The sequence below is a fragment of the Labrys sp. Lb11 genome (genome assembly GCF_057554225.1).
Genome location: NZ_BAAJOT010000001.1, coordinates 524,680 through 544,853 on the forward strand (window position 1 = coordinate 524,680; position 20,174 = coordinate 544,853).

Annotated in this window: 18 protein-coding genes; 2 read left to right on the forward strand and 16 right to left on the reverse strand. The window is 68.3% G+C overall.

Features of this window, described 5'->3' with window-relative positions:
* Nucleotides 1-27: 27 nt before the first annotated feature.
* From AC27L4_RS02480 to AC27L4_RS02515, 8 genes are all read right to left on the reverse strand, one after another.
* Nucleotides 28-294 (reverse strand): hypothetical protein, encoded by a 267-nt coding sequence (locus AC27L4_RS02480; protein WP_487140367.1) that lies wholly within the window; start codon nucleotides 292-294, stop codon nucleotides 28-30.
* A 333-nt stretch (nucleotides 295-627) separates the two neighbouring features.
* Nucleotides 628-1,374, reverse strand: coding sequence for a helix-turn-helix domain-containing protein (locus AC27L4_RS02485; RefSeq protein ID WP_487140368.1), 747 nt, complete (start codon nucleotides 1,372-1,374; stop codon nucleotides 628-630).
* A 250-nt stretch (nucleotides 1,375-1,624) separates the two neighbouring features.
* On the reverse strand, nucleotides 1,625-2,173 hold the full coding sequence (locus AC27L4_RS02490) for an SIS domain-containing protein (RefSeq protein WP_487140369.1): 549 nt from the start codon (nucleotides 2,171-2,173) through the stop codon (nucleotides 1,625-1,627).
* Between the two features lie 97 nt (nucleotides 2,174-2,270).
* A complete protein-coding gene (locus AC27L4_RS02495; RefSeq protein WP_487140370.1) occupies nucleotides 2,271-3,137 on the reverse strand; it encodes a D-psicose 3-epimerase in 867 nt (288 codons plus the stop codon).
* 52 nt (nucleotides 3,138-3,189) lie between these two features.
* Complete coding sequence (locus tag AC27L4_RS02500; RefSeq protein WP_487140950.1) at nucleotides 3,190-4,143, reverse strand: ABC transporter permease; 954 nt, start codon at nucleotides 4,141-4,143, stop codon at nucleotides 3,190-3,192.
* Nucleotides 4,144-4,190: 47 nt separating this feature from the next.
* Nucleotides 4,191-5,195, reverse strand: a complete 1,005-nt coding sequence (locus AC27L4_RS02505) for an ABC transporter permease (protein WP_487140371.1) — start codon at nucleotides 5,193-5,195, stop codon at nucleotides 4,191-4,193.
* Nucleotides 5,188-6,720 carry a sugar ABC transporter ATP-binding protein gene (locus AC27L4_RS02510; RefSeq protein ID WP_487140372.1) on the reverse strand — a complete coding sequence of 511 codons (1,533 nt, stop codon included), beginning with the start codon at nucleotides 6,718-6,720 and terminating at the stop codon, nucleotides 5,188-5,190. The genes AC27L4_RS02505 and AC27L4_RS02510 overlap by 8 nt, the downstream gene beginning before the upstream one ends.
* A gap of 89 nt (nucleotides 6,721-6,809) precedes the next feature.
* Nucleotides 6,810-7,760: a substrate-binding domain-containing protein gene (locus AC27L4_RS02515; RefSeq protein WP_487140952.1), complete on the reverse strand. Its 951-nt coding sequence runs from the start codon at nucleotides 7,758-7,760 to the stop codon at nucleotides 6,810-6,812.
* Between the two features lie 247 nt (nucleotides 7,761-8,007).
* Here AC27L4_RS02515 and AC27L4_RS02520 point away from each other — a divergent pair, with 247 nt between their 5' ends.
* On the forward strand, nucleotides 8,008-9,048 hold the full coding sequence (locus AC27L4_RS02520; RefSeq protein WP_487140373.1) for a LacI family DNA-binding transcriptional regulator: 1,041 nt from the start codon (nucleotides 8,008-8,010) through the stop codon (nucleotides 9,046-9,048).
* 117 nt (nucleotides 9,049-9,165) lie between these two features.
* Here the strand turns inward: AC27L4_RS02520 and AC27L4_RS02525 are convergent, their stop codons facing one another.
* From AC27L4_RS02525 to AC27L4_RS02555, 7 genes are all read right to left on the reverse strand, one after another.
* Nucleotides 9,166-9,585, reverse strand: coding sequence for a response regulator (locus tag AC27L4_RS02525; protein ID WP_487140374.1), 420 nt, complete (start codon nucleotides 9,583-9,585; stop codon nucleotides 9,166-9,168).
* A gap of 170 nt (nucleotides 9,586-9,755) precedes the next feature.
* Nucleotides 9,756-10,745: an ATP phosphoribosyltransferase gene (gene hisG / locus AC27L4_RS02530; protein ID WP_487140375.1), complete on the reverse strand. Its 990-nt coding sequence runs from the start codon at nucleotides 10,743-10,745 to the stop codon at nucleotides 9,756-9,758.
* Nucleotides 10,742-11,857 carry an ATP phosphoribosyltransferase regulatory subunit gene (locus tag AC27L4_RS02535; RefSeq protein WP_487140376.1) on the reverse strand — a complete coding sequence of 372 codons (1,116 nt, stop codon included), beginning with the start codon at nucleotides 11,855-11,857 and terminating at the stop codon, nucleotides 10,742-10,744. Before AC27L4_RS02535 ends, hisG begins: the two co-directional genes overlap by 4 nt.
* A 164-nt stretch (nucleotides 11,858-12,021) precedes the next feature.
* Nucleotides 12,022-13,896: an adenylate/guanylate cyclase domain-containing protein gene (locus AC27L4_RS02540; protein ID WP_487140377.1), complete on the reverse strand. Its 1,875-nt coding sequence runs from the start codon at nucleotides 13,894-13,896 to the stop codon at nucleotides 12,022-12,024.
* Between the two features lie 171 nt (nucleotides 13,897-14,067).
* Nucleotides 14,068-15,558: a histidine--tRNA ligase gene (hisS, locus tag AC27L4_RS02545; protein ID WP_487140378.1), complete on the reverse strand. Its 1,491-nt coding sequence runs from the start codon at nucleotides 15,556-15,558 to the stop codon at nucleotides 14,068-14,070.
* A gap of 242 nt (nucleotides 15,559-15,800) precedes the next feature.
* Nucleotides 15,801-16,175 carry a YybH family protein gene (locus AC27L4_RS02550; protein ID WP_487140379.1) on the reverse strand — a complete coding sequence of 125 codons (375 nt, stop codon included), beginning with the start codon at nucleotides 16,173-16,175 and terminating at the stop codon, nucleotides 15,801-15,803.
* Between the two features lie 74 nt (nucleotides 16,176-16,249).
* A complete protein-coding gene (locus tag AC27L4_RS02555; RefSeq protein WP_487140380.1) occupies nucleotides 16,250-16,948 on the reverse strand; it encodes a helix-turn-helix transcriptional regulator in 699 nt (232 codons plus the stop codon).
* A gap of 126 nt (nucleotides 16,949-17,074) precedes the next feature.
* Between AC27L4_RS02555 and AC27L4_RS02560 the strand changes: the two genes are divergently transcribed.
* Complete coding sequence (locus AC27L4_RS02560) at nucleotides 17,075-17,710, forward strand: LysE family translocator (protein ID WP_487140381.1); 636 nt, start codon at nucleotides 17,075-17,077, stop codon at nucleotides 17,708-17,710.
* A 111-nt stretch (nucleotides 17,711-17,821) separates the two neighbouring features.
* Here the strand turns inward: AC27L4_RS02560 and AC27L4_RS02565 are convergent, their stop codons facing one another.
* Nucleotides 17,822-20,077 carry a bifunctional diguanylate cyclase/phosphodiesterase gene (locus tag AC27L4_RS02565; protein ID WP_487140382.1) on the reverse strand — a complete coding sequence of 752 codons (2,256 nt, stop codon included), beginning with the start codon at nucleotides 20,075-20,077 and terminating at the stop codon, nucleotides 17,822-17,824.
* Between the last annotated feature and the right edge of the window lie 97 nt (nucleotides 20,078-20,174).

Consider the following 20,174-nt stretch of genomic DNA (forward strand, 5'->3'; position numbering starts at 1 on the left):
TCAACTCCTGTATTCCAAGGTGATCGATCAAGGCGTGAATCGGCCGCTCCGCTTCAGCCGGGCCAGTTCGTCCCGCGCCCTGGCGGCCAGCGGACTGTCGGGATGGCGTCGGATGAACAGGTCGAGCGCCGCCGTCGTGTCCGCCCGCATGGCGGCGTCGAACTCTTCCCGCACCGCGATCGCCGGATCGCGGTGCGGGGCGGTCTTGACCTGGATGATGGCTGGGGGATCGGAGAGGGCTGCGGGAAAATCCATGGCGACGCGGGAGTGGTCGAGAACGGCGATTTCTACCAAGGGTTTTTGTGATTATACAAGTTTAATTTCCAATAACCTGGGATGAAGCATGGGAGTGGGATCGGAAAGCGGAAATTGAGAAATGTATGAATCAATTTTTTGCAAGTACACAAAATTCTTTGTTAAAAAATAATATTCCTTTTAAAAAGATGCTAATTTCGTCGGGAGGAGGTGTTGCCCTCTTAATGGCCGGCGTTCTCCAACGCCGGGCCGCGCATTCCCGGTGGCCGTCTCGTTGCACGGGCGGCAACCATAGATGCACAACGGCAGAGGCGACGTCGATCTGTTCCCGCCGCTGCGTCGATGATGGGAAACCCGCCCTCTCCGCCGATCTCACATGGGCCTGCCCGGGGCGCCGCGTCGGCGCAGCGCGCTCGGCGTCGTCGCCAAATGCCGCCGCGTCGATGCCGACATGTGGCTGTGGCTGGCGAAGCCGGCTTGGCGGGCGACATCGGCCAGCGGCGTGTCGGTGGAGACGATCAGGCGATCGGCGGAGGGCGAGGCGAAGTCCCAGGATATATATTGGTGCGGCGGCTTCCCGGTGGTCTGGCGAAAGGCCCGCAGGAAATGGCTTGGCGAGAGGTTCGCGACCTGCGCCAGGGTTGCGATCGACAGATCCTCCGCGAGCCCGGCATGAATGGTGTCGTGGAGGATCTTCCAGCTGCGCGCCGGGAGGCCGCCGCGATGCAGCGGCTCCGACCGCCTCTGCAGCGAGAAATAGCTGCGTAGCACATGGGCCGAGAACACCGTGAGCAGGGACTCCAGGTAGAGGTCGTTGACGCCTGTGTCGCTACGCAGTTCCTCGCAAATCAGGTCGGCGACGAAATGCGCCATCCAGTCGACGAAGCCGGTCCTCGGTGGGTGAAACTCGAAATCGGGGCGCTGAAACTCCAGCCCGGCCAGCCGGTCCATGGCGCCGAGGCCGGATGCGATCAGCAGGCTCGCCTTGGGCGCGCCCCAGCGGGCGAACAGGTCGGCCGTGGCCGGCGTGATCTCGATGGCGCCGGCAGGGGCGATGAACCGCGACGGCCGGTCACTGCCGAGCGCGACCTCGCGGTCGGGCTGCGGGGTGAGGATCACCAGGGCCATATGCGTGGGGGCGATGAATCGGATCGAGTTCGGCTCGGTTCGCGTGCGTCGCCGCGCCGCTGCTCCCCTCGAACTTCGGTCCCCACGAATCCGGAATGTCGTCCAGCAAATGCGACATCGGCTGTCGGATCAGATCGCCTCCGCGGCCGTCCCGGATGATCCGGTTCGGCGCGCCCCCGGAACCAACATACAGAGAGAAGGCGTGAAAATCAGATCCGACATACCGAAGGATCGAACATCCTCATTCCATGTTGGTGTGATTGGCCCGCATCGTTTCGGCAGACACCTGCAGGAACTCCTTGAGCTTGAGGATCATCACTTCGAACATCACGAACAGGGCGCCCTCGAAGACCGAGCCCATGGGGAGCACGGACGCACCCGGTCCCTGATCGTTCGCCATGGTCTGGGCCGGCAGAACCAGCACTTCGTCGGCCATCCTGGGAACCCGCCCGTCCGGCTGCGCGGTGATGACGAGGACCTTGGCACCCGCAGCCTTCGCCACCCCGACGAGGGCCACGGCCGTCGAAATCTCGCCGGGGCCGCAGACGTTCAGGAACAGGTCTCCCGGACCGAGGGCCGGCGTCGTCATGTCCCCCACGACGGACACCGAGCGGCCGAGATGGAACAGGCGCATCGCGAAGCCGCGGACCTGCAGGCCCTCGCGGCCTCCGGCGTAGACGCTGACGTGCCTGGCGGACGCGATTGTCCGGACGGCTCTGTCGACGGCGGCATCGTCGAGCTTGTCGAGCGGCCCCGCCAATTCGGCGATCGCCCGTTGATACAGGGTCATCGGCGTATCCTTCCTGTCGTCAAAGTGGATCCTTGCCTGCGTCCTGACGGCATTCGGCGGGGTCGCGGCCCGCTGAATGCCGGGGCGACAGGGCCGATCAGCCGAGCACGAACCGCGAGAATTCCAGCGACCGGCGCGCATCCTCGTCCAGCCGGGCTTCGTCCGCATTGTCGCTGAGATCGCGCCAGACCTTGATGTCGTTGCCGACCTGGCCGCCCATCTTGACGAAGGGCTCCATCACCACCGCGCCGCCATAGCCGATTTCGCGTAGCGCCGTGCCGATCTCGTGCCAGGGCAGGCGACCCTTGCCGGGAACCCGGCGATTGTTCTCGCCCGTGTGGAAATGGCCGAGCAGCGGCCCCGCGGTGCGGATGGCCTGGGCAAAACTGTCTTCCTCGATGTTCATATGGAACGTGTCGAGCATCACCTTGACGTTGGGCTTGCCGACTTCGCGGACGAAAGCCACGCCTTCCTCGGCGGTGTTGAGAACGTGGTTCTCGAACCGGTTGAGCACTTCGAGGCAGAGGTTGATGCCGAGGTTGCCGGCGAAATCGGCAAGACCGGCAATGCCCTCGACGCCCCTCGCCCAATCCCCCGCCTTGTCGACGGGCTTGGAATAGTCGATCGGCCAGTAGGAATGCAGGGCACCGCCGATGACATGGATGTCGAGCTTGGCGAGGTTGCCCAGCGTCTCTTCGAAAAAGGCCCGTCCCGCCTTCCGGATCGCCGGATCGGCGGACGACAGGTTCTTCTCGGCGGACGGACCGATTCCCGCAGTCAGCGCGATCCCGTTGTCCCGGGCGGCCCGGGCGACCTCCGCGATGTGGGCCGGGCTGTAGCTGTTGAGGTGATGAGCGGCGATTTCGATCACGTCGAAACCGAGCCTGGCGCATCTTTCGACATATTTCAGGCAGTCCGCGCTCCACTCCTGTTCCCAGTACGAGTAGTAAATGCCGAACTTCATGGTTCCCTCCGGTTTGATGGCAAGTGTCGTGGTCGCTCGCGACTGCGAAGACTCAGCGTCTCATGATCATGAATCGCAGGCTGCCATACGTCCACATCGAGCGCACGACCACGACCAGCAGGAGGAAGCCTCCCCACAGCGCGGTCGCGAGATGCTGGTTGGCGCCGAGCGAGTTCAGGCCCGACGCGATCACCTGCAGGATGATGAGCGCGATCGCCACCGGCAGCACGCGGCCGAAGCCGCCGTTCGGGGACACGCCGCCGAGGAAGCAGCCGAGCACCGTGATCAGGAGATACGCCTCGCCGTGCCCGACGCGCACCGAGTTGAAGCGGGCGAGCATGACGACGCCGGCAAGGCCGCACATCAGGCCCGACAGCGTATAGATCAGCGTCAGCGATCGGCGCGTGGAGATGCCCGAATAGCGCGTCGCCTCGAGGTTCGAGCCGATCATCCTGGTCGCGAAGCCGAGCCGCGTCCGCGACATCACGATGTACCAGATCAGCACCGCCGCGGCGAAGACGAACACCGGCGCCGGGATACCGAGGAGGGCTCCCTGTCCGATCGCCTGGACTGCGTCGGGCGTGCCCGAGATGTCGCCGCCGCGGGTCAGGAATTCGCCGAGGCCCCGCACGAAGATCATCATCGACAGCGACACGAGGATAGGATGGGCGCCGGTCGTGGCGATGATCGCGCCCATGAGCCAGCCGATGGCCGATCCCGTCGCGATCGCCGCGGCGATGCCGAGCGCGATGGCCAACGGCCCGGCGTCGACGCCGCCGAAGGCGTGCAGGACCGCGGCCATGGCCAGCCCCGACAGGTTGGCGGTGAAGGTGACGGAGAGGTTGAAGCCGTTGGAAATGATCGGCATCAGCATCGCCAGCGTCAGGAGGCCGAGCTCGGGCAACTGGAAGGCGATCGAGGTGAAGGTCGTGCCCGAGAGGAAGCTCGGCGACGTCAGGCCGAATGCCAGGCAGACGACCACGAGCAGGGCGAGGAGGGCCCCGATTTCGGGGTCGACGAGCCGGGCGAGGCCGCTTGTGTCGGTTTGGGTGGTCACTGGGCCGTCCTCCCGATGGGCGCGCCGCGCCAGTTGCCGATGAGCTTGCCGACGCCTTCGCTCGACAGCGTGATGGCGGCGAGGATGATCACGCCGATGATCATCTTGAAGGCGTAGGGCGAGATGCCGAGCAGGTTCAGCCCGTTCTGCGTCATCGCCACCAGGATGATGCCGAGGATGACGCCGAGGATCGAGCCGCGCCCGCCGCCGAGCCGCGCCCCGCCGAGGACGACCGCGGCGAGCACGTCGAGCTCGCGGCCGTAGAGCGCGGTGGGAACGACCTCCTGCGCGTAGTGGGCCTGCATGAGCCCGCCGATCCCCGCCATGAGCCCGAGCCAGCCGAAGGCGAGATAGTGCATGGCGCCGAGGTTGACGCCGATGCGGCGCGCGCCCTCGGTGTTGTCGCCCATCGCATAGAGCTGCCGCCCGGTGCTGGTCCGTTGGATGAGCAGCCAGGTGGCGGCGACGCACAGGGCCATCACCAGGACGAGGATCGTGATCTCGGCGCGGCCGTCGGCGGTGTCCAGGCTGACGATCGCGATCCGCGTCGTCAGCCAGTCCGGCAGGTCGTAGAGCGACGACCCGCCGGTGAAGAACATCAGGAGGCCGAAAAAGAGATTGTAGGTCGCGATCGTCACGACGATCGAGACGATGCGGAACCGGTAGATCCAGAAGGCGTTGAAGCAGCCGAGCGCCGTGCCGAAGGCGCCAGCCAGGAGAAAGCCGATCAGCCAGTTGCCGCCGCCGAGGGCCTCGAGCGCGAGCACCGTGAGATATTGGACGATCGATGCGGCGACGGCGAAGGAGATATCGATGCCGCCGGCGATCAGCACCACCAGGAGGCCGACGCCGAAGATGATGTTGACCGAGCTCGTGTTCAGCAGGTCGAACAGGTTCGACAATGTCAGGAATGTCGAGGTCGAGACGCCGAGGATCGCGCCCATGACCAGGATCACGAGCATGAGCCAGCGCTCGGTCGAGCCGATGCCGAGACTACGCATGGACGGCCTCCTCGATCGTGTCGATTGCGACATCCTGCGGCCGATACTGGCCGACGATCCGGCCGTCCCGCATGTGCAGCACGACGTCCGAGTTGAAATAGACTTCCGGGATCTCGTCGGAGATCAGAAGGATCGCCATCCCCTCGTCGGCAAGCCGGCGCACGATGGCGAAGATGCCGGCGCGCGCACCGACGTCGACGCCGACCGTCGGTGAATCGAGGATCAGCAGACGGGGCCTGGTCGACAGCCACTTGGCGAGGACGACTTTCTGCTGATTGCCGCCGGAGAGGGTCGAAATGGCGTTGCTGGGCTTGCCGATCTTGACGCCGAGATCCCTGATCCATTGGCTGACCAGGCTGTCCCGTTTCCGGAAGGACAGGAGCGGCTTGGGATCGAGCAGCGTATCGAGGACCGAGATGACCGCGTTGTCCTCGATCGACTGCGGCTGGATCAGCCCGAGCGTCAGCCGATCTTCCGAGACATAGGCGACGCCGGCGTCGATGGCATCGCGGTTCGAGGCCAGGCGGACGGGCTTGCCGTCGAGATGGATGCCGCCCTGGTCGGGCTGCGTCATCCCGAACAGGCTCAGCGCCAGTTCCGTGCGGCCCGACCCGAGCCGGCCGGTCAGGCCGACGATCTCGCCCTCGCGGATCGTCAGCGACACGTCCCTGTATTCGCGGCCGCGCGAAAGAGCCTTGACCTCGAGCACCGGCCGCTTGGCCGAGAGGTCGCGGCGGCTGACGACATAGTCGAAGGTCTTGCCGGTCATCAGCTCGGTGAGCCGGGTCTGGGTCATGCCGGCCGTCGGAAACGTGCCGACGAGCCTGCCGTCCTTGATCACCGTGACGCGGCTGCAGACGTCGAGCACCTCGGCGAGTCGGTGGCTCACGAGCACGACCGATATGCCTTCGGCGGCCAGGCGCCGGATGATATCGAGCAGCGCGTCGGTCTCGGCGTGGCTCAGCGATGCGGTCGGCTCGTCCATGAAAACGAGCGTGGCCTTGGTCACCAGCGCGCGGGCGACCGCCACGATCTGGCGCTGGGCGATCGGCAGCGTGCGCAGCGGCGCGTCGAGATCGAGCGTGACGCCGAGGCGCTTCAGGATTTTCTCGGCATCGGCGCGCATCGCGCCATAGTCGACGAGGCGCGGACGGCCGCCGAGATTGCGCTCGAAGCCGATATTCTCCGCCACCGACATCTCGGCGAACAGCGCGAGATCCTGCCAGATCACCTGAATCCCGAGGCCGCGCGCGCCGGCCGGGCTCAGCTCGGCGATCGGGCGCCCCATGAAGTTCATCACCGCGCCGGGCTCGGGCTGATACACGCCGGTGATGATCTTGATCAGCGTGCTCTTGCCGCAGCCGTTCTCGCCGGCCAGGCACAGGACCTCGCCGGGCATGATGTCGAAAGAGACGTCGTCGAGCGCCTTGACGCCGCCGAACCGTTTGGAGACATGCTCGATCTGCAGCAGGGGAACGGCGGACGCCGCCGCCTCGCCCGCCGCGATCCCAAGGACATTGGCCATCGTCTGAAAGCTCGCGGAATTGGGGCTTCATCGGGCGCGCACCCGGCGGCTCCGCCGGGTGCGCGTTTCCACGCGGAAGCGTCGAGGGGTCAGAGGCCCATCTTCGCCAGGCCGTCGATCGTTTCCTTGTTGAGCTCGACGAGCTCGTCCACGATGAGGTTGTGGCCATCCGGATGCACGACCCCGAGGCCCGGGATCTCGGTGCCGTCCTTGATCGGCTCGCCCTTGGCGACCATCTGGCCGAGGGTGACGAAGACTTCGCCGGCGAGCGCCGGATTCCACATGAAGCCGCCGGTCAGGACGCCCTCATGCACGAGCTTCCGGCCCTGGCCGGGCGAGAACGGGCCGAGCACCAGCACCTTGCCGTCGAGATGCTTCTCCTTCACCGCGCGCGCGGCCCCGATCGGACCCTGGCTGCCGAAGGCGAGGAAGGCCTTGAGGTTCGGGTTGGCGCGCATCAGGTCGAGGGCCGTGCTGCGCGATTGATCGACATTCTCCGCCACGCCGTAGCGGTCGCCGACGAGCTTCATCTCGGGCGCGTTCGCCTTGATGTAGGCGATCGCCGCATCGGCCCAGGCATTGTGCAGCGGCACCGTCAGCGATCCGACGAACACCGCATACTCGCCCTTGCCGCCGAGCGCATCGACGAGCCGCTTGCCGTAGGCCTCGCCGAAGCCCTTCACCGACGCCAGCTCGAAATCATAGTCGGCGTTCTTCTGCTTGGGCGACTCGTGGGTGATCACCTTGATGCCGGCGGCGCGAGCCCGCCCGAGCACCGGCTCGAGCACTTCGGCATCGTTGGGAACGACGCCGATCACGTCGACTTTCTGGGCGATCAGATCCTCGATCGCCCGCACCTGCAAGGCAGGGTCGGCGCTGGTCGGCCCGACCATGAAAGCCTTCAGGCCGAGTTCGTCGGCCTTCTTCTTGATGCCGGCTTCCATGGCGTTGAACCACGGAATGCCGCCGATCTTCACCACCACGCCGATGACCGGCTTGTCCGCCGACGCGCGGGCGCCGCCGAGCACGCCCGGCAGCATGAGGCCGCCGACCCCGAGGGCCGAGGCGGCAAGAAAGGTACGGCGGTCGATCTTCGATGCGCGGATGGAGTCGGAACGTGAAGCCATGAAAGGTCCTCCCTGATTGCTCTGCCGGCTGCGGCGACTGCTGTTACCGCAGTTGCCGTGTGCTAAATCCATTCAGCTCAGATTGTCAAGATAGCTAAAAGGATTTAGCATCAATTTTCGGAAGACATCCGGTTCGAGTCGGACGGCCAGTGAGGGGATGATGGCGCGTGCACCAAACGGACGCAGGTCCACCATCTATGACATCGCCGAAACGATCAACGCCTCCCCCGCGACGGTGAGCCTGGTGCTCAACGGCAGCTGGACGCGCTACCGCATCAAGGAAGAAACCGCCAAGCGCGTGCTGCAAGCCGCGCAGGAACTCGGCTACGCCGTCAACATGAAGGCCAGGGGCCTGCGCCTGTCGCGCTCCGGCCTTGCCGGCATGATCATTCCCCATTATCGCAACCGCTTCTTTGCCGGCTTGGCCGAGGCCTTCGAGGCGGACGCGCGCCAGCGCGGCTTGTGTCCCATCGTGGTGAGCACGCGGCGCGATGCCGCGATCGAAGCCAGCGTCGTCAACACGCTGATTTCCCAGCAGGTCGAGTTCCTGTTCATCGCCGGCGTGCGCAACACCAAGCCGCTCAATGCGCAGTGCCAGGCCGCAGGCATCCCCTGCGTCAATCTCGACCTGCCCGGCAGCGATGCACCCTCGGTGGTCACTGACAACTACGGCGGCGCGCGCGCCCTTACGGAAAAGCTGATCGCCAAGCTGCGCAGGCGCCGGGCGGCGCCGCGCGACCTGCTCTTCCTCGGCGGCGTCGTCGGCGAGCATGCCACCGACCGCCGCATCGAAGGCTTTCGCGATGCCGTCGCGGCCAATGGGCAGGACATGAGCGCGGAGGTCTCGGTCTGCGGCTATGGCCCCTCGTCGGCGCGGGAAGCCCTGGCGGCCCGCTTCGAGGCGTCCGGACGCATGCCGAGCGGCCTTTTTATCAATTCGATCACCGCGTTCGAAGGCCTCGTGCAGTTCTCGCTGCTGGTGCCGCGCAAGGCCATGCGCGAAGTCAGCACCGTGTGTTCGGACTGGGATCCTTTTGCGGCCCATCTGCCCTTCGACGTCGCGATGATGCGCCAGAACGTCGAGGGCATCATCGCGGAGGGCTATGCGCTGGTCGACAAATACGTTCCCGGCGAGAATCCGTTGGTGGTGGTGCCGCCCGAATTCGCCCCGAGCTCGGAACGGGAAGGCGACTGGCGCTGAGGACGGCGGGAATGCATGCCGTAGTTCGGTCTCCTGTGTTTAGCCGGCTTTCGATCGCCGTTGACGGTCTTACATCGTGCCCGCCTGGGCGTGGCCTGCTCGGGGCGGTGGGGCTCGTCAACCTGCCCCGGGATCGGACTCCCCGCCCGCTGCCCGCTTTCCGGCGGCCCGGGCGATCGCCTCGCCCAGGTCCTCGACGTTGAAGGGCTTGGAGATCCGCGGCGTCGCGCGCCAGATCGCGTCGATGTCGCTCTCGTCATAGCCGGTGACGAACAGCAGCGGGATGCCGCGGGCCGCGAGCAGCGTGGCGACGGGATAGGCCCATTCCCCGCCGATATTGACGTCGAGGATGGCCAGATCCAGCGGCGCGGTGCTCTCGGCCAGGAAGGCCTGGGCTTCGGCCAGGGTCTGAAAGGTTCCGGCGACGCGGCAGCCGAGGTCAGTCAGGGTGTCCTCAAGCAGCAGCGACAGCAGCGCTTCGTCTTCGAGCACGAGGATGCGCAGGCCGGCGATCGCCGGCTCGTCGTCCGCGTTCATGGCGCCGCCTCCGTCGCTGCGGCGGCCGCGGCATCCGCCGGGGCCGGGGGCTCGGTGGTTTCGCCCGCACGTGGCAGGCCTGCTCCTGCAGATAGCGGGTCGGCCCCCGCGGCTGCAAGGGCGCAGAGGCAAAATCGGCGCCGGCGGCAGGCCTGCGCCGCGCCGCGCCGTCAGCCCGCCGCCGGCGGCAGGCGGGCTTCCAGGCGCTGCATCAGCGCATTCTCCGGCTCGAACACGAAGTCGAGCGTCGAGACCGAGATCGTCCGGGCTCCGCGCCCCGCCAGCCATCCGGCCAGGGCGTAGATCCGGCCGGGCGGCACGTGCAGCGTCAGCGGCTGGCCGGCGACGGGCACGCCGAAGGGCGCGACGGCCGAGAACGTCTCGGCGGCCTCGCCGAGCAGGGCGACGTCGGCGTCGGGCAGGGCACAGCGCACCTCGCGCGTGGCGCCGGCGCGGGCCTGGGCGGCGATGCGCGCCAGCAGCGCGGCGGCTCCGGCGCGGGCCCGCACGCTCCAGGGCGCGCCGAGCGAGCCGACCAGGTTGGCCTCCGAGCGCAGCATCACGCCGTCCTCGAGCACCTTCAGCGCATTGGCGGCGAGCGTGGCGCCGGTGGTGGTGATGTCGACGATCAGGTCGGCGGCGCCCGAGGCGGGTGCGCCCTCCGTGGCGCCGAGGCTCTCGACGATCAGGTAGTCGGCGACGCCGTGGCTGGAGAAGAAGCTGCGGGTCAGGTTGACATATTTGGTCGCCACCCGCAGCCGGCGACCATGGCGCTGGCGGAACGAGGCGGCGACATCCTCGATGTCGGCCATGCCGCGCACGTCGATCCAGGCCTGCGGCACCGCCACCACGACATTGGCCTGGCCGAAGCCGAGGGGCTCGATCAGGGTGACGCGCTCGTCGGCGCGCGGGATGTTTTCGCGCACGAGATCCTCGCCGGTCACGCCCATATGGATGGCGCCCGAGGCGAGCTGGCCGGCGATCTCGGAAGCGGACAGGAACAGCACCTCCACATCGTCCATGCCGGCCACGGCGCCGCGATAGTCGCGGGCGCCGCGCTCCTGCACGAAGCGCATGCCGGCGCGGCCGAAGAAGGTGGTGCAGTTTTCCTGGAGGCGGCCCTTGGAGGGGATGCCGAGCAGCAGCGGGGTGTCGTTCATTGCGCCTCTCCCGCGAATCGGTCGAGCCAGATCGAGCAGCCGACGGCCGGGATCGGTTCGGGCGCGCCCAAGCGCGTCATCAGCTTGTCGTAGCGTCCGCCCCCGACCAGTTGCGGACCGTCCGGACGCGCCGGGTCGTGCAGCTCGAAGACGAAGCCGGTGTAGTAGTCGAGCCGCCGGCCGAAGGCGGTGGAGAAGCCGATGGCGCCGACGTCGATGCCGCGCGCGGCGAAGAAGCCGGTGCGCCGGTCGAAGGCGTCGAGCGCCGCGTCGAGGTCGAGCCCGGCGTCGGCGGCGATCGCCCGCAGGGCCGCCGAGGCGCCGTCCGGATCGCCGGCCACGGCGAAGAGCCGCCGGGTCAGCGCCACGGTCTCGGCCGGGATGCCGCCGCCCGAGGAGAGCGCCGCCTGCTCCAGGAAGCGGTCCGCGACCTCGTCGACCGAGCGTCCGCCCACCGGCTGGATGCCGGCGATCGACAGGAGATCGGCCACCGCCGCCCGCGCCGCGCCGGGGTCCGAGCCCTCCAGCGCCGCCAGGAAGCCGGCATAGGCGGCGGCGCCGTTCTTCGGCGTGGCCTGGCCGAGGCGCGCCAGGTCGGCGTCGAGGTTCCTGGCGCGCAGCACGTCGTTGGCGAGCTGGCGGCGCCACACCGGCGGCAGGGCCAGGGCATCGAGCATGGCGGTGACGATGCCGGCATCGCCCATGCGGATCTCGGGGCTGGCGAGGCCGAGCTCGGCCACGGCGTCGAGGGCCAGGGCCAGCATCTCGGCGTCTGCGGCCTCCAGGTCCCGGCGGCCGAAGTTCTCGAAGCCCGCCTGGGCGAACTCGCCGGGCCCGTCCGGCCGGAAGCGGAAGACCGGGCCGCGATAGGCATAGGCGCCCACGGTACCGGCCTTGTGCTGGAGGTGGTGCAGCGACACGGGAATGGTGAAGTCCGGCCGCAGGCAGAACTCGCGGCCCTCGGCGTCGGTGGTCAGGAAGGCGCGGCGGCGCATGTCCTCGCCGAGCAGGTCGAGGAACAGGTCCGCCGGCTGCAGGATCGGCGGGTCGAGCGGCACATAGCCCGAACGCTCGGCGAGGGCGTCGAGGGCTTCGTAGGTGGGGTCAGGCATCGCCGGCGTTCCGTGGCGGGGGCTCCCGCGAGACGGCGGTTCTCTAGCAGGCGAGGGCCGGCCGCGCGACCGGAAACCGGTCTTTGACTTAATTGCACCTCAACGTGGGGCGCGAGATGGGCGGCCCGGCCGGCGCAGGATCGCGGGCCCGGGCGCCGGCCTGCCTATTCCGCCAGCCAGGGGCTGGTGTCCAGCGACGCCCCGTCCCGGCAGGCCGAGTCGTCCTCCGATCCCGACTGGCGCGTGTCCTCGGGCAGGCCGGCCAGGCGCAGGCCGTCGAGGAAGCGGTCGAGATAGGGCCCGTCGAGATTGTGGATCGAGGTGATCAGCTTGCGGATGCTGAGATCCGGCTGCTCTGCGTGGATCTGCTGCACCGCGCTGCGGGCGAGGTCGAGATCGCCGGCATGGGCGGCCGCGGTCGCGAGCAGGCGATGTGCCCACATCATGCCCGGGCGGTCGTTCAGCGTCTTCTGCGCCCAGTGGATCGCCGCGTCATAATCTCCGAGCAGGAAGTGGCACGTGCCGATCCCGCCATAGGCGTTGAACAGCACAGGGTCCTCCGGACTGAGCGCGATCGCATGTTCCAGGCTGCGGATGCCCTCGCGCGGCTTGCCGGAATAGCCCAGCGAATAGCCCTGCCGGGTCCAGGCCCAGGCGAAGGTCGGATCGAGCGTCAGCGCCCGCTCGATGAACTGCAGCGGCCGCGACTGGTCGACCTGCAGCAGCGAGAGCGTGGCGCCGATCGTGGTGAACACCAGCGGATCGGGCTCGGTGGTATGGGCGGCCCGCTCGGCATAGCCCAGCGCCAGCGCCTTGTCGCGCGCCGGGTTGTCCGTCCACATATAGGCGACCTGCTGGCCGAGGCACCAGCCCTTGAGCCCGAGCGCCAGGCCGTAGCGCGCGTCCACGGCCAGGGCCTCGGCGAGCAGGGCGAGCGCCTTGGCGTTGTCCTCGGCCTTGTGCGCCCAGAAATAGGGCAGGGCGCGCAGCGTCAGGTCGCGGCAGCGGCGCGTGCCGCCGGTGCGGGTCTGCGCCCGGGCGATCTCGGCCGAGCGGATGATCGGGTGCAACGCCCCGGCGATGTAGGTGGCGACGTCGTCCTGCAGCTTCAGCGCCTCGGCCGCCGTGCCGTCCGTGCGGCCGGCCCACAGATGCGCTCCGCCCTCGGCGTCGATGAACTGCGCGGTGATCCGCAGCTTCTCGCGGGTGCCGCGCATGCTGCCCTCGACGACGTAGCGCACGCCGAGCTGGCGCACGAGCGCGCGAACGTCGGTGGCCCGACCCTTATAGGTGTAGGCTGTGTTGCGCGCCATCACGCGCACGTCGCGCAGCTTGGCCAGCGTCGCGGTGATTTCCTCCACCGCGCCGTCGGCGATGCCTTCCAGCGCGGGATCGCCGGTCATGTTGTCGAAGGGCAGGATCACCAGGAGCGGCCGGGGGTCGCCTAACTGGGTGTCGCCCTCCATGTCCGGGGCGAGGAGCTGGGCCGAGGTCGGCCGCATCTCCGGCAATTCGACGCCGGGCGGCGCCCACATCCAGGCCTCGACCGGGTAGGGCACGCTGCGCAGGGTCAGCAGCCCGGCCGGCTTGAACGCCGCCGCCGGCTCGCCGATCAGCTGCCAACGCACGGAGTGGGTGATGGCGATGCCGCCGGGTGGCGCGCCCTCCTGCATGCGGGTGGCAAAGCCGATGGCGACGCCGAACCGGTCCTCGGCGGCGACGATCACGTCGGCGAGGACGATGGCGGCGCGAATCAGGATCGGCTCGCGCCGCGTGCGGGCATTGCGACGGGCCATGGCGTGCTGGAATCCCATGGTCCATTCCACGGCATCCAGCACGCTCTCGAACTCGACCAGGGCGCCGTCGCCCATGGTCTTGATCACGGTGCCGTTGAACTTGGGCAGGGTGGCGAGGCCGAGCCGCTTGTAGATCAGGCTGAGCTCGCTGAGGGTGCGCAGCTCGTTGCCGCGGATGAGCGTGGAATATCCCGCTACATCCAAGGCCACCAGCACGGTCAGGCGACGGCGTGCGCGTTCCATGAAAGTCGGCCTTGCCAGTCTCTCGTCGTCGCCGCCGCAGGGCGGGTGAAGCTCGTTCCGACGATGCCGCCGCGGAAGTTCTTCACGTGCTGCATGTAGTTGCGCCGGAGTGTAGCCTGAACGGAACGTTTCGGCCATAACCCGAGGCGACGGATTTGTCTGTTTCCGAAGCTACATGCCGGACCCGGATACCATCATTTCGCGCACGGCGGTCACGAGATTGTGACGAGGAACCAGGCGCTGAGCCACGCGCGCCTCTCGCCACTCTGCGTTGTCGGCGATGGACTTGGCCATCTCCGCGCCCAGGGCGAGGTCCTTGAGCTGGACCTCGCCGCGCGCAGCCTCGTCCGAGCCCTGGATGACGGCGACGGGCGCCTTGCGCCGGTCGGCATATTTGAGCTGCGCCTTCATGCCGGAGCCGCCGAGATAGACCTCGGCGCGGATGCCGGCGGCGCGCAGCTCGGCCGCCATGGCCTGGTAGTCGGCGAGGCGCTCCTTGTCCATGACGCACACCACCACCGGCCCGTGCTCGTCCTCGGCATCCACGCGCCCGAGCACGGTGAGGGCGGCGAGCAGGCGCGACACGCCGATCGAGATGCCGGTGGCCGGCGTCGCCTCACCGCGGAAGCGCGCCACCAACCCGTCATAGCGGCCGCCGCCGGCCACGGAGCCGAAGCGCACGGGCCGGCCATCCTCGCCTGCGACCTCGAAGGTCAGTTCCACCTCGAACACCGGCCCGGTGTAGTATTCCAGGCCGCGCACCACCGAGGGATCGATGCGGATGCGCTCGTCGCCGTAGCCGGCCGCCTTGACCAGGCGGTCGATCTCGGCGAGCTCGTCGACGCCGGCGCTGCCGGCGGGCTGTCCACCCGTCAGCCGGCGCAGCGCGGCAAAGGTCTCGGCCGGTCCGGCGCCCGCGGTCTCGACATAGGCGAGCACGGTGGCGATCGCCGCCTCGTCCAGGCCCGCGCCCTTGGTGAAGTCGCCGCTCTCGTCCTTGCGCCCGGCCCCGAGCAGCAGCCCCACGCCCTCCGGTCCGAACTTGTCGAGCTTGTCGATGGCGCGCAGCACGGTGAGGCGCCGTCCGGCATTGTCGTCGCCGCCGAGGCCGATCGCCTCCAGCACGCCGTCGAGCACCTTGCGGTTGTTGACCCGGACCACATAGGAGCCGCGCGGGATGCCGAGCTTCTCCATGGTGTCGGCCGCCATCATGCAGATCTCGGCGTCGGCCGCGACCGAGGGGGCGCCGACCGTGTCGGCATCGAACTGCATGAACTGGCGGAAGCGGCCCGGCCCGGGCTTCTCGTTGCGGAAGACATAGCCCATCCGGTAGCTGCGATGGGGCTTGGGCAGCGCGTCGAAATTCTCGGCGACGTAGCGGGCGAGCGGCGCCGTCAGGTCGTAGCGCAGCGACAGCCACTGCTCGTCATCGTCCTGGAACGAGAACACACCCTCGTTCGGCCGGTCCTGGTCGGGCAGGAACTTGCCGAGGGCGTCGGTGTACTCGATGAAGGGCGTCTCCAGCGGATCGAAGCCGTAGAGCTCGTAGACCTGGCGGATGATCTCGACCATGCCGCGGGTGGCGGCGATCTCCGCGGCGGCGCGATCGTTGAAGCCGCGCGCGACACGCGCCTTGAGTTTCTGTGTCTTGCCGGCGGCCATGGCCAAAAATCCCGAGACGATGATCTGCGGGGTGCTTAGTCAGCCCGCCGCCATGCGTCAATGCGACGGTTTCGGAGCCTGGGGCGGCGTGGCGGGCGCAGACCGGGTCCGGCCCCCTCTCGTCGGCGCGGTGCGCGAGGGGCAGCCGCGGCAGGATGCCGGTCCGGCGTGTCGCCGGCCATGCCCCGGCGTCCGCGATGTTTGCGCGGAGCAGCGGGGCGTCCCGCCGGCCGGCCCCGGGATCAGCGTGGCAGCGGGCTCAGGTGCTCGTGGACGATCCGCCATCCGCCGTCGTCCCGCCGCAGCACCGTGGTGCCCCGGCCGCAGCCCTCGGCAGGCCGGCCCTCGCACAGGCCATGCCAGTGGAAACGGTAGATGCAGCTCGCATTGTCCTCGTTCCGGGCGATCCAGACGATATCTTCCAGGCGGTAGACCTCGTCCTGAACGGTCCGCCACGCCGCTTCGAAGGCGGCGCGCGCCGCCTCCCGCCCGGCATAGGAGCCCTCCGAGAACCAGAACACCACGTCCTCGGCGATCAGCGGCACCAGATCGTCGAACCGGTGCCGGTTTATCCGGGTCTGGTACTGCGCCATGACGTCTTCGGGCTGCGCGGCCATCGCGAATCCTCACGGTTGCACAAGGATCGTCAGGGGACTCTTCGGGAGTCGGACAGAACGGGAGCCATCGGCGATCAGACGGTGGTGTCGCGGCTGACGGACCAGCCGGCAACCCATTGCCGGCGCAGCTCATCGCCCTCGCCGCGGAAGAAATCCTCGATGAGGGCGCTGGCCGCGACCCGGTCGGCGCGGAAATTGCGCAGTGCCCGGCGCAGCTCGCACCAGGCGACGATATTCACCGTGTCCGGATAATAGATCAGCGCCACCGGCCGAATGGTGCGTTGCGTCGACCGTCCCTGTTCGTCGCGATAGCCGATGCCGAGCTTCTGCTCGTCGCGGATGGCGCGCCGCACCAGCGCCAGGTCGATCCCTTCCGGCGCGGCGGCGACGGCGCCCCAGGCATGCAGCGTCCCGACATCGAGCGCCCGGCGCAGCGGCACGGGCATGGCGGCGGCGATCTTTCGGTTGACGCGTTGGGCCGCCTGCTTGAGCCCGGGATCGCCCGTCCGCTCCAGCAGGGCCAGCGCCAACACGATCGCCTCCGTTTCCTCGATCGAGAACATCAGCGGAGGCAGGTCGAAGCCGGGACGCAGGATATAGCCGATGCCGCGGCCGCCCTCGATCGGCACCCGCATCGCCTGCAGGGCGGCAATGTCCCGGTAGATCGAACGCGGCGTGACCTCCAGTTGCTCGCCGATGGCGGCCGCGGTCACCGGCCCGCGCGCCCGACGCAGGATCTGGATGATCTCGAAGAGCCGCGACGCCTTGCGCATCCTCGTCCCCCGCTGTTCACAACTGACAATAGCCTGTCAGTTGAGGTGCGCTATCCCTTTCACCATCGGATTGGAAAGAAACGATTTTTCATGCGACATGCCGAGACTGTGAGGGGGTAACTGACAATGACCTACACCGAGAACCTCTGGCTCTTCCTCGCACTCCTGTTCGGGATCATCGTCGTGCCGGGCATGGACATGCTGTTCGTGCTGGCCAATGCCCTGACCGGCGGGCGCCGGGCCGGGCTGGCCGCGACGTCCGGCATCATGGTCGGCGGCGGTGTCCATACGCTGTTCGGAGCCGTCGGCGTCGGCCTGCTCTCGACCCTGATGCCGGCGCTGTTCTCGCCGCTGCTTTTCATCGCCGCCGCCTACATGGCCTGGATCGGCATCACGCTGATGCGAAGTTCGATCACGGTCGGCGCCGTCGGCGCGGCGACCGCCCGCTCGACCTCGGTCGCATTCCGCCAGGGGCTGGCGACCTGCCTGCTCAATCCCAAGGCCTGGCTCTTCGTGATGGCGGTCTATCCGCAATTCCTCAAGCCGGCCTTCGGCGCGCTCTGGGCGCAGGCGCTGGTCATGGGCGTGATGACGGTGCTGATGCAGTTTGCAGTCTATGGCGGACTGGCGCTGGCGGCCGGTCGCAGCCGCGACCTCCTCGTCTCCAATCCGGGGGCAACCATGCTCGTCGGCCGTGCTGCCGGTCTGCTCCTCGTCGTCGTCGCGACGCTGACCGCCTGGCAAGGATGGCTGCCGGGTTAGAGGCGCCGCGTCTGGAGCAAAGTGCGTTTCGGCGGAAACGCGTTTTGCTCCAACTCCTTGTTTCGACGCATCTTTGTGACTTGACCCGATTCCGTCAAATCGCAAGACGTTTTAGCCCCTCGCACCGGCTTCCCGCCCGACCGGGAGAGGCGTCGGCGGCGCGTCCCGGCGGACGTCGCCGGAGGGAGCGCCAGCCTGCGCGGCAAGGAGCTCGGCGAGCGCTGCCGGCTCGACCGGCGGCGAAGTGTAGAACCCCTGGACCTCGTCGCAGGCATCGATGCGCAGCAGCATCAGCTGCTCGGCGGTCTCGACGCCTTCGGCGGTGACGGACATGCCGAGCGCCTTGCCGAGGCCGAGGATCGACTGGACGATCGCCCGCGCGCCCTTGGTCTCGACCATGTCGGCCACGAACTGCTTGTCGATCTTGATGGCATCGAAGGGGAAGGTGCGCAGATTGCCGAGCGAGGAATAGCCGGTGCCGAAATCGTCCATGGCCAGCCGGACGCCGAGCCGCTTGAACCCGGCCAGGGTCTCGCGGGCGCGGGTGGTGTCCTCCAGGAGCACGCCTTCGGTGAGCTCGAGCTCGAGCCGCTCCGGCGGCAGGCCGGTCTCCTTGAGGATGCGCTCGACCGTGGCGACGAGATCGCCCGCCCGGATCTGGGCCGGCGACACGTTGACCGAGACGACGATGCTCTGCCACGGCACGGCCGTGGCGCAGGCCGTCCGCAGCACCCATTCGCCGATCGGGGCGATGAGGCCCGTCTCTTCCGCCAGCGGGATGAAGTCGGCCGGGCTGACCAGGCCGCGCTCGGGGTGGTTCCAGCGGATCAGCGCCTCAGCGGTCAGGATGCGCAGCGAGCGGGTGTCGAAGCGCGGCTGGTAGTGCAGCACGAATTCGCCGCGCTGCACCGCCCGGCGCAGATCCGCCTCCAGCATGCGCCGCGTGGCGATGCGCTCGTTCATCTCGGGGGCGTAGTAGCGATAGGTGCCGCGCCCGTCGCGCTTGGCCTGGTAGAGCGCGAGGTCGGCGACACGCAGCAGCTCGGCCGCGGTCGGTGCGTCGCCCGGCGCCATGGCCACGCCGATCGAGGCCCCGACGCTGAGCTCGCTGTCCTCATAGGCGATGGGAGCGGCGAGCTCGCGCAGCAGGCGCTGGCAGAGCTTTTCGATGTCGTCGTCGGAGATGTCGTGCAGGGCGATGACGAACTCGTCGCCGCCGAGACGGGCGACGAAGCCGTTGTCGCGCACGCTGCGGCGCAGCCGGTTCGCAATCTCGGCCAGGACGAAATCACCGGCGCCGTGGCCGAGGGAGTCGTTGATGGGCTTGAAGCGGTCGAGGTCGATATAGAGCAGCGCCACCCGCCGGCGCTTCGGCGGCAGGTGCTCGGCCAGATGCCGGGACAGGCTGCTGCGGTTGGGCAGGCCGGTGGTGGCGTCGTGCAGGGCGAGGTGCTGCATCTGCTGATGCGCGTCGGCGAGCCTCGATTCGCCGGCGGAGATCGTGCTGGCGGCCTGGGCGGCATGGCGGACGACGAGCACGACGAAGCCGGCCAGGGCCAGGGCCGTCAGCGCCAGGCAGGGAAAGACCAGCCAGAGCATGGCCCGGCCGGTCAGCTGCGGCGTCCAACGCAGCACATAGGGCAGGTGGCCGTCGGCGCTGGTCAAGGCCAGGTTCGGCTCTTCGGCCGCATCCGCCGGGCTCTTCGCCAGGCGCAGCCGCGGGACGAACCATTCTTCGCCCATGCGCCCGAGCTCGGCATCGGTGAGGCGCTGGCCGAACACCAGGATGGACGGAGGGCCGGGCTGCAGCGGCACGGTCGGGTCCGATCCGTTTGACAGGATCGCCGCTGCCGTCAGCACGGGGACGCCGCCGTCATCGAGGAGCCCGGCCTGCGCGATGGGCGTGTCGGGCTTCGCCGCCCTCGCCCGGCCGAGCAGGCTGTCCAGCCCGCCGCGGAAGGGGGGCAGGCGCGGCGGATCGACAAGCTGACCCTCCTGAACGAGATAGGCCACCTTGCCGTCGGGCGCGACGACGAAGACGTAGTCGTACTTGAAGCTGGTGAACAGGGATGCGCCGACGTTCTCCTGCTTGTAGGCCCAGTCGGGATCGACCTTGACGTGCAGGTTGGCGTAGGCGGAGCCCCAGCCGGCATAGTCCATCAGGGTCCTGGACAGCGCCTGCGTGCGAAGCTCGATCGACCTCTGCGTGAAGTGCAGCGACCGGTGCAGCTCCTCCCGGTCCTCGACGGATGCGAGGTGATAGAGCAGCAGGGCCGCGAGCGCGAAGCCGAGGACAATGACGCTCACCACCGGCAGCACGATGCGGCGGCGGAACGCAAGAAGGAAGGGGGCAGACGGCCTCGACATCGCGCACACCCGTGAGTGTGGTGCGAAGCTACCCTCCAATAGGTTAAGAATGGCCGTAATGTGGGACGGCCGGAGGCGGAAGCAAGACCGGCTGATG

Coding starts and splice junctions, on each gene's coding strand:
- AC27L4_RS02490 (WP_487140369.1), bottom strand. CDS start 2,173: ATGACCCTGTATCAACGGGCGATCGCCGAATTGGCGGGGCCGCTCGAC.
- AC27L4_RS02495 (WP_487140370.1), bottom strand. CDS start 3,137: ATGAAGTTCGGCATTTACTACTCGTACTGGGAACAGGAGTGGAGCGCG.
- AC27L4_RS02505 (WP_487140371.1), bottom strand. CDS start 5,195: ATGCGTAGTCTCGGCATCGGCTCGACCGAGCGCTGGCTCATGCTCGTG.
- AC27L4_RS02510 (WP_487140372.1), bottom strand. CDS start 6,720: ATGGCCAATGTCCTTGGGATCGCGGCGGGCGAGGCGGCGGCGTCCGCC.
- AC27L4_RS02515 (WP_487140952.1), bottom strand. CDS start 7,760: ATGCTGCCGGGCGTGCTCGGCGGCGCCCGCGCGTCGGCGGACAAGCCG.
- AC27L4_RS02520 (WP_487140373.1), top strand. CDS start 8,008: ATGGCGCGTGCACCAAACGGACGCAGGTCCACCATCTATGACATCGCC.
- AC27L4_RS02525 (WP_487140374.1), bottom strand. CDS start 9,585: ATGAACGCGGACGACGAGCCGGCGATCGCCGGCCTGCGCATCCTCGTG.
- hisG (WP_487140375.1), bottom strand. CDS start 10,745: ATGAACGACACCCCGCTGCTGCTCGGCATCCCCTCCAAGGGCCGCCTC.
- AC27L4_RS02535 (WP_487140376.1), bottom strand. CDS start 11,857: ATGCCTGACCCCACCTACGAAGCCCTCGACGCCCTCGCCGAGCGTTCG.
- AC27L4_RS02540 (WP_487140377.1), bottom strand. CDS start 13,896: ATGGAACGCGCACGCCGTCGCCTGACCGTGCTGGTGGCCTTGGATGTA.
- hisS (WP_487140378.1), bottom strand. CDS start 15,558: ATGGCCGCCGGCAAGACACAGAAACTCAAGGCGCGTGTCGCGCGCGGC.
- AC27L4_RS02550 (WP_487140379.1), bottom strand. CDS start 16,175: ATGGCCGCGCAGCCCGAAGACGTCATGGCGCAGTACCAGACCCGGATA.
- AC27L4_RS02555 (WP_487140380.1), bottom strand. CDS start 16,948: ATGCGCAAGGCGTCGCGGCTCTTCGAGATCATCCAGATCCTGCGTCGG.
- AC27L4_RS02560 (WP_487140381.1), top strand. CDS start 17,075: ATGACCTACACCGAGAACCTCTGGCTCTTCCTCGCACTCCTGTTCGGG.
- AC27L4_RS02565 (WP_487140382.1), bottom strand. CDS start 20,077: ATGTCGAGGCCGTCTGCCCCCTTCCTTCTTGCGTTCCGCCGCCGCATC.